Annotated in this window: 5 protein-coding genes and 1 pseudogene; all 6 read right to left on the bottom strand. The window is 42.9% G+C overall.

The features are described 5' to 3' along the window. A pseudogene (locus C1G57_RS01565) lies at window positions 1-218 on the bottom strand (IS5/IS1182 family transposase); the annotation flags it as partial. A gap of 131 nt (window positions 219-349) precedes the next feature. Next, on the bottom strand, window positions 350-1690 hold the full coding sequence (locus tag C1G57_RS01560; protein WP_105113464.1) for a dipeptidase: 1341 nt from the start codon (window positions 1688-1690) through the stop codon (window positions 350-352). Between the two features lie 116 nt (window positions 1691-1806). After that, window positions 1807-3312: a YfcC family protein gene (locus tag C1G57_RS01555; RefSeq protein WP_105113463.1), complete on the bottom strand. Its 1506-nt coding sequence runs from the start codon at window positions 3310-3312 to the stop codon at window positions 1807-1809. Between the two features lie 325 nt (window positions 3313-3637). Next, window positions 3638-4585 (bottom strand): carbamate kinase, encoded by a 948-nt coding sequence (arcC, locus tag C1G57_RS01550; RefSeq protein ID WP_105113462.1) that lies wholly within the window; start codon window positions 4583-4585, stop codon window positions 3638-3640. 312 nt (window positions 4586-4897) lie between these two features. Beyond that, window positions 4898-5911: an ornithine carbamoyltransferase gene (gene argF / locus C1G57_RS01540; protein WP_105113460.1), complete on the bottom strand. Its 1014-nt coding sequence runs from the start codon at window positions 5909-5911 to the stop codon at window positions 4898-4900. 39 nt (window positions 5912-5950) lie between these two features. Beyond that, on the bottom strand, window positions 5951-7180 hold the full coding sequence (gene arcA, locus C1G57_RS01535; RefSeq protein WP_105113459.1) for an arginine deiminase: 1230 nt from the start codon (window positions 7178-7180) through the stop codon (window positions 5951-5953). Between the last annotated feature and the right edge of the window lie 195 nt (window positions 7181-7375).

The following is a 7375-nucleotide window of genomic DNA, read 5'->3' as shown; positions in this document are numbered from 1 at the left end:
ACAGAGAATACCTGGCGAGCATAGGCGAACAGGGTCATTTTGAGCAACATGGCTGGATGAAAGGCTGGACGACCAGTATGGGAAGTTTCTTCTAATAGAACGGATAAAGGAATAGTATCCACAAACTGACTAATCAGACGAGCCTCATGCGTTGCAGGTAAATCCCAAGCAAGATTTAATTCCAAACTTAACTGATTTGTGTTATACTGTTTATACATTTTCATGCCTTTCTAGTTGTTTTGTCGTTATTATAATTATAAAGCATGAAATGGAAAACGAGCAAATCCTAATTGGAATTGCTCGTTTTTTTATATGTGAGCGGCTAGTTTTTGCCCAGCCTCTTTTTTTGTTATTCCGCTGCTAAACGATAGATGGCTTCAGCGTAGATGTCCATTGTCTTGTACAAATCTTCCAATGGCATGCGTTCATTTTCCTGGTGCTCTGTCTGCTCTGTATCGGGGAAACAAGCTCCAAAGGCCACACAGTTTGGCATGGTACGAGCAAAGGTCGCTCCACCTGATGAAATTGGTTGACTAACCATATCACCAGTCTTATCCTGATAAACCGACATCAGTGTCGATACCAACTGGCTATCCAGTGGAACATACAGTGCTGCCAAGTAGTCATATTCTTCATAGGTCAGACCACATTCCTGAGCCTTGGCTTGTAAGGTTTCCACTAATTTTTCCTTGTCAGCTGTGACTGGTATGCGAATGTCCAAACGAATTTCTGATCTCTTGGCATTGATGGTTAGGCCCGCAATATTGAAACTCAAGGTACCTGACGGCTCATCGGTTACATCACCAAACAGCTTGAAGCCTGTGGCATCTTCTCCGATAGCATTGACAATGAAATCAAGGGCAGGGTGATTTTCAAAATGTTCCAAAGCCTTGGCCAAACGAACAATGGCATTAACACCTTCCGCAGCATCTTTTGCATGACGAGAAATACCGAGGACAGTCACTTGATCATCCTTTGCTTCGTAGTCAAAACCGAGCTGGTCTAACTCCGCAATAATCCCGGCCAACAAATGCCCTGAATAACTAGCCTTGGCAGGAACCACATTATAGGCGGTACCAGCTTCGATATTCAAACAAGGATGACCCGGTCCATGTAATTTTGCCTGGAGCAAGCCTTTTTCCGCATAGGTCAAAGGGAAGGAGGAATCTGGTGCAAAGCCCATAGTTGCTACTTCTTCTAGTTGATTGTAGCGATTCATACACCGCCAAAGCGTTTCTTCATCTGTACCAAAAATAAAGCGAATGCGTTTGGTAAAGGAAACACCTGCATCCATTAAAGCCTTAACAGCAAAGAGGGCTGCCATAGATGGTCCCTTATCATCCTGAACACCTCGACCAATCAGGAAGCCATCTTTAACGACTGCTTCAAAAGGCGGCGTCTTCCATTGCTTGAGATCACCAGCAGGTACGACATCCAAATGGCAGAGAACAGCCAGCAAGTCTTGCCCCTGACCAATTTCTGCATAACCGTAATAGCCTGCAGGGTCTAAATAGGTTTTAAACCCCATTTTCTCCGTCATGGCTAAAGTATGTTCCAGAACATCCTGAATAGCTTGACCAAACGGTGTCTCAGCTTGATGTTCGTGCAGGACAGACGGAAAAGCCACCAAATCTTTAATAGCCTGGACACACTCTTCCTGATGAGTAGTTTGAATAAAACTTGTTTCCATTGTTACTCCTTTCAACAGATTAAACTATTGTTCTTACTAATTCCATTCTATCACAAAAGGAAAAACTGAGCCAGATTTCATCTGCTTCAAAGATAGAAACTGACCCAGATTTTCGATTAGAAGAATGTCGCAATGACAAGGATAGCGATTGAGGCAAGGACGATAGCTGCAATCAATTTACCAACAAACTTGTACCAAGTACCGATTTCCACACGACCAAGAGCCAAGGCACCCATTACGATACCTGATGTAGGAGCAACCAAGTTCAATACACCAGAAGCTGCTTGGAAGGCTGTGATAATCAAATGAGCTGGTACATTGACAAATTCGCCTAGAGGTGCCATGATACCCATTGATGCGCCTGCAAGACCAGATGTGGATGGAATCAAGAAGGACATCGGTAAGTAGAAGAGATAGGTCAAAATAATGAAGACCTGTGAAGATAGACCTTGTAAACCAACTTCGCCCCAATGTAGAATGGTCGCCGTAATCATACCATCATTCATAATCACTTGAATACCACGCGCCACTGCACAGATAAGGGCAACGCTGAGCAAGTCCGCAGCACCATTCATAAAGGCCTTGACAAGACGCGCTTCATCCATGCCATAGACCACACCGACCAAGACACCTGCTACTGCAAAAAGCATAGCTCCTTCAGGGAAGTACCACCAGCCAAATGGATAGGTTGAGCTACCAATGACTTGACCGATACCTGGCAAGCCAAGCAACCAAGTATTGAAATCAGCAAAGACAGAGACACCCAAGTCTTCCCAAGGAATAAAGCTACAAATCATGACAACAAAGGTCAAGACAAATACCCAAAGAACACGTTTTTGAGCAGGGGTTAAGACAGCATTTACTTCTTCTTTTGAAGTATTGACATTGAAGTGGGCCATATCTGCTTCACGTTGTTTGTAAACGAGAGATTTAGTTGGGTCCTTTTGCACTTTTTCAGCATAGTTGGCAACGAACCAAACGCCCAAGCCCAAAATGACGATAAAGAAGATAATCCGCCAAATCATACCATCTGCCAAAGACACACCTGCCGCATCAGAAGCAACACCTGTCGCAAATGGGTTTACAGTAGAAGCCAAACAGCCGATTTGAGAACCAAGTAAGATAATAGCCACACCAGTGATACTGTCAAAACCAACCGCCATCATAACTGGAACTAGCAGTGGGAAGAAGGCCATGGTTTCCTCACCCATACCATAGGTGGAGCCACCCAAGGCAAACAAAGGCATGAGAATGTAAATCAACATTTTTTCACGGCCTTTGAAACGTTTCACGATAGAGGCAATCCCCACATCAAGCGCACCCGTTTCATTGACCACGCCCAAGAAGGAACCAACCATCAGGATGAAGAAGGCAACGTCGATAGCCTTGCTGGTATCACCGTGACCCAACATAGCCCGAACAGGTGCCATCAAAATATCCCAAATCCCTTGTGGATTTTGTGCTACTGCCTGATAGGTGCCTGTGATAAATTTCCCAGCTTCGTCTTTCTCATACTGACCAGCTGGAATAATCCATGTCATAACTGCCATAAAGGCAATAATGAGCATCAAAATAGAATACGACGAAGGCATTTTAAAGCCTTTTTTCACTTTTTCGCTCATCGCAAAAACCTCCTATAATATTTTTAAAGTAATCTTGTATCCGAAATGACCGTATCAAATATCCACCTATCTTCAAGAGATGTCTATCTCCTTCAGTCTATTATCTGAAATCATTGCTTATAGATAGATACTTGATAGGAAATGGATGAGAGGGGAGGGAGCTTAGAAGCCCAGACCTTCATGTTTCGATTAAAGGGAACCCTTGTAGGACTATCAATACTTCCACTCCCCTAACTCCATCAATAAATAACCCGTCTAGTTTAAAAACTATATTTTCATGCAGAGTACATCAACAAATAGAAGCCTCAAAGATACATACAGCTACTTAGCCTTTGACAATGATAGTACCGCTATCGGATTCAATCAAAGCGCCTAAGTTTTCTAATGAGGTAATGACTGCTTTTGATTGCGGCTTATTGTTTACAAAAGCAATAGCTGCTTCAACTTTCGGTAGCATGGAACCAGGTGCGAATTGATTTTGTTTGATGTATTCTTCCAATTCAGCTACGGTAACAGTTTCTAATTTTTCTTGGTCTGGTTCATTGTAGTTAACAAAGACATAGTCTACGCCTGTCAAGACGATAAACAAGTCTGCATCAACCAATTCTGCCAAACATTGAGAAGCAAAGTCCTTATCGATAACAGCTTCCACACCTGTCAATGTGCCATCTGCTTCTTGGACAACTGGGATACCACCTCCACCAGCAGCTACGACCACTTCACCTGCATTGAGAAGGGTACGAATGGTACCAATTTCTTTGATTCCTACAGGTTTTGGCGAAGCAACGACTTTGCGCCAGCCACGTCCGGCATCTTCTTTGAAGGTTGCGCCAGTCTTTTCAGCTTCTGCTTTGGCTTCTTCTTCTGTGTAGAATGGTCCGATCGGTTTGGTCAAATTCTCAAAGGCCGGGTCATTTTTATCAACAATAACCTGGGTAACGACGGAAGCTACATCTTTTTCAATGCCTTCCTTGATCAATTCATTTTCCAAGGCATTTTGCAACCAAAAACCAATGGAGCCCTCTGTCATAGCTACCAAGCTATCCAGTGGAAAAGCTGGGTTCTTTTCTGAATCAGCTGCCAGGTTTTGGAGCAAGAGGTTTCCGACTTGAGGACCATTACCATGCGTGATGATCAAGTCGTCACCATTTTTGATTAGTTTAACAAGGTGCTTGGCAGTTTGTACCAAGGCTTCCTTTTGGGCTTTAGCCGATGGGTCGGAAGATAAAATAGCATTGCCACCCAAGGCTACTACAATTTTACGATTGGTCATATCTTATGTTTTCGCCTCTCTTTCACATCATAGAAATCGCTTTCATTTTTATATCTAAGAAAAGGGGCTGGGTTACAGCCCCAGGAGGTGCGATGACTAGAGAATATACTCAATGAAAATCAAAATCAGACTTGCTCCAAAGGTTCGAGGAACCTTTGGAGGTTAGAAATGGAGCGAGCGAAGTTCGTTTCTACATATGAAGATAGAACTCCGTTCCTTTTATACTTCAAGGGAACAGGCTGAAAACCTCCACTGGAGTTTTTCAGTCATCAAATCGAGGCAACAACGTATGAGTTTGATTTTCGAAGAGTATTACACACGTGGAACAAATGGATCCCCTAAAGTCGCTGCCATAACCGCTTTAATAGTGTGCATACGGTTTTCAGCTTGATCGAAGTGACGAGCATACTTGCTGCGGAAGACTTCGTCTGTTACTTCCATTTCTTCTACGCCGAATTTTTCAGCAACATCTTTACCATAAACCGTGTTGGTATCATGGAAGGCTGGCAAGCAGTGCAAGAAGATAAGATTGTCATTGTCTGCTTTTTTCACCAATTCCATATTGACTTGGTATGGTTTCAAGAGGGCAACGCGTTCTGCAAATTTTGCTTCTTCACCCATGGATACCCAAACGTCTGTATAGAGAACATCTGCGCCTTTGACTGCTTCATCAGCATTGTCAGTAATAAGCACACGCGCTCCAGATTCTTTAGCAAATCCTTCTGCCAATGCTACAACTGTTTCATCAGGGAAGAGTTCTTTTGGTGAGAAGATATGAACATTGACACCAAGGATGGCACCTGTTACCAACAGTGAATTGGCAACGTTGTTACGACCATCACCGCAGTATACCAAGGTCAAACCTTCCAATTTGCCAAAGTTTTCTTTGACGGTCAAGTAGTCAGCCAACATTTGAGTAGGGTGCCATGCATCTGTCAAGCCATTCCATACTGGCACACCAGAGAATTCTGCCAATTCTTCCACCATTTTTTGACTAAAACCACGGAATTCAATACCATCGAACATACGTCCCAAAACCTTAGCCGTATCTTCAGTCGATTCTTTCTTACCAAGCTGGATGTCATTTGCACCAAGATATTCTGGATGGGCACCAAGGTCAATAGAGGCTACTGTGAAGGCAGCACGAGTACGAGTGGATGTTTTTTCAAACAAGAGGGCAATGTTTTTACCTTCCAAGTAGCGATGAGGAATGTTGCGTTTTTTCAAATCTTTCAAATGAGCTGAAAAATCAATCAACCATTCTAACTCTGCACGAGTAAAATCTTTTTCTGCAAGGAAGTGTCTGCCTTTAAAAATGTTTGTCATTGTTTTTCTCCTATGTTTCTTTTTAACTCATTCCTCTTCTTAGAGGTCTTCCCGTTCAAATGGCATAGACATACAACGTGGTCCACCACGACCGCGTACCAATTCGCTTCCGCTGACCTTAATCAAACGAAGACCCTTGGATTCCAAAATGGCATTGGTGATCGTATTGCGTTTGTAAACAACAACCACACCTGGTGCAATGGTCAGAGTATTGGAACCATCATTCCACTGCTCACGACCTGCTGCGACAATGTTGTCCCCACCGCAACGAATCAACTCTACTTTTTCAAGACCAAGGTTCGCTGCCAACAACTCTGCCAAGTCTCCATGTTCTTCTTCGATGTGAAGTGTTTCATCTTCATAAGTCACAGAGAAGACACGAAGATCTCCTTCAATTTCTGGGTGAATAGTGAATTTATCATAGTCAACCATGGTAAAGACAGTATCCAAGTGCATGAACTTACGGTTATTAGCAAATTCGAAGGCTAATACTTTCTTGAAGCCAACATTTTGTTTGAAGATGTTTACTAAGAGTTTCTCAATAGAAGCTGCATCGGTCCGTTGTGAAATACCAACTGCCAAAACATCTTTAGATAGAACGAGCTCGTCACCACCTTCAATACGGGTTGTTTCCTCACGGTTATAAACCAAAGGAACCTTACCTGCATAGTCTGGGTGATAGGTGAAGATATACTTACCATACAAGGTTTCGCGGTTACGGGTTTCCGCATACATATGGTTGAGAGATACCGCGTTACCGATGGTCGCAAATGGATCCCGTGTGAAGTAAAGGTTTGGCATTGGATCAATCGCAAATGGGTAAGAAGATTCAACCAAATCTGTCAACCCTTTTTCTTCAGCAGGGACTTCTGGTAATTCTGCTTTTTGAATACCAGCCATGGTTTTTTCTACCAAGTCCTTGTTATCCTCAATAGCCAACAAGAGTTTGCGAATGGCTTTTTTGGTAGCACGACCACGAATATTGGCTTCGTCAAGATACTCATCAATAAATTGTTCACGAATTTCAGGCGTTATCAATGATTCCGCAGCTAATTGTTCCAGATAGAGAACTTCTACCCCTTCATCACGAAGGGCTTGCGCAAAGGCATCGTGCTCTTTTTGAGCATCTTCTAGGAAAGGAATATCATCAAACAAGAGACGTTCGAGGTAGTCTGGCATCAGGTTTTCGATTTCCTTACCTGGCCTGTGCAACATAACTTTTTTCAGCTTACCAATTTCTGAAAAGACATGGATTGGATGATGTGACATGATTTATCCTCCTATTATATTTATGACTTGATTGGAAATAGTGCAGACCGTACGCTTTCCACATGTATCGTCATTTAGTTTTTCTTTTATTACGTCGTTAACTCGCTTTGCCGTACTTCAGTACAGCCTACAGCTCGTTGCCTAGTACTAAAAGTAAACTAAAAGACTATATTTCCTTGACATCTACAGTCTATC

This window comes from Streptococcus suis (assembly GCF_002960425.1).
GTDB classification, from domain to species: Bacteria; Bacillota; Bacilli; order Lactobacillales; family Streptococcaceae; genus Streptococcus; species Streptococcus suis_S.
This window is presented reverse-complemented; position numbering and strand designations above follow the sequence as displayed.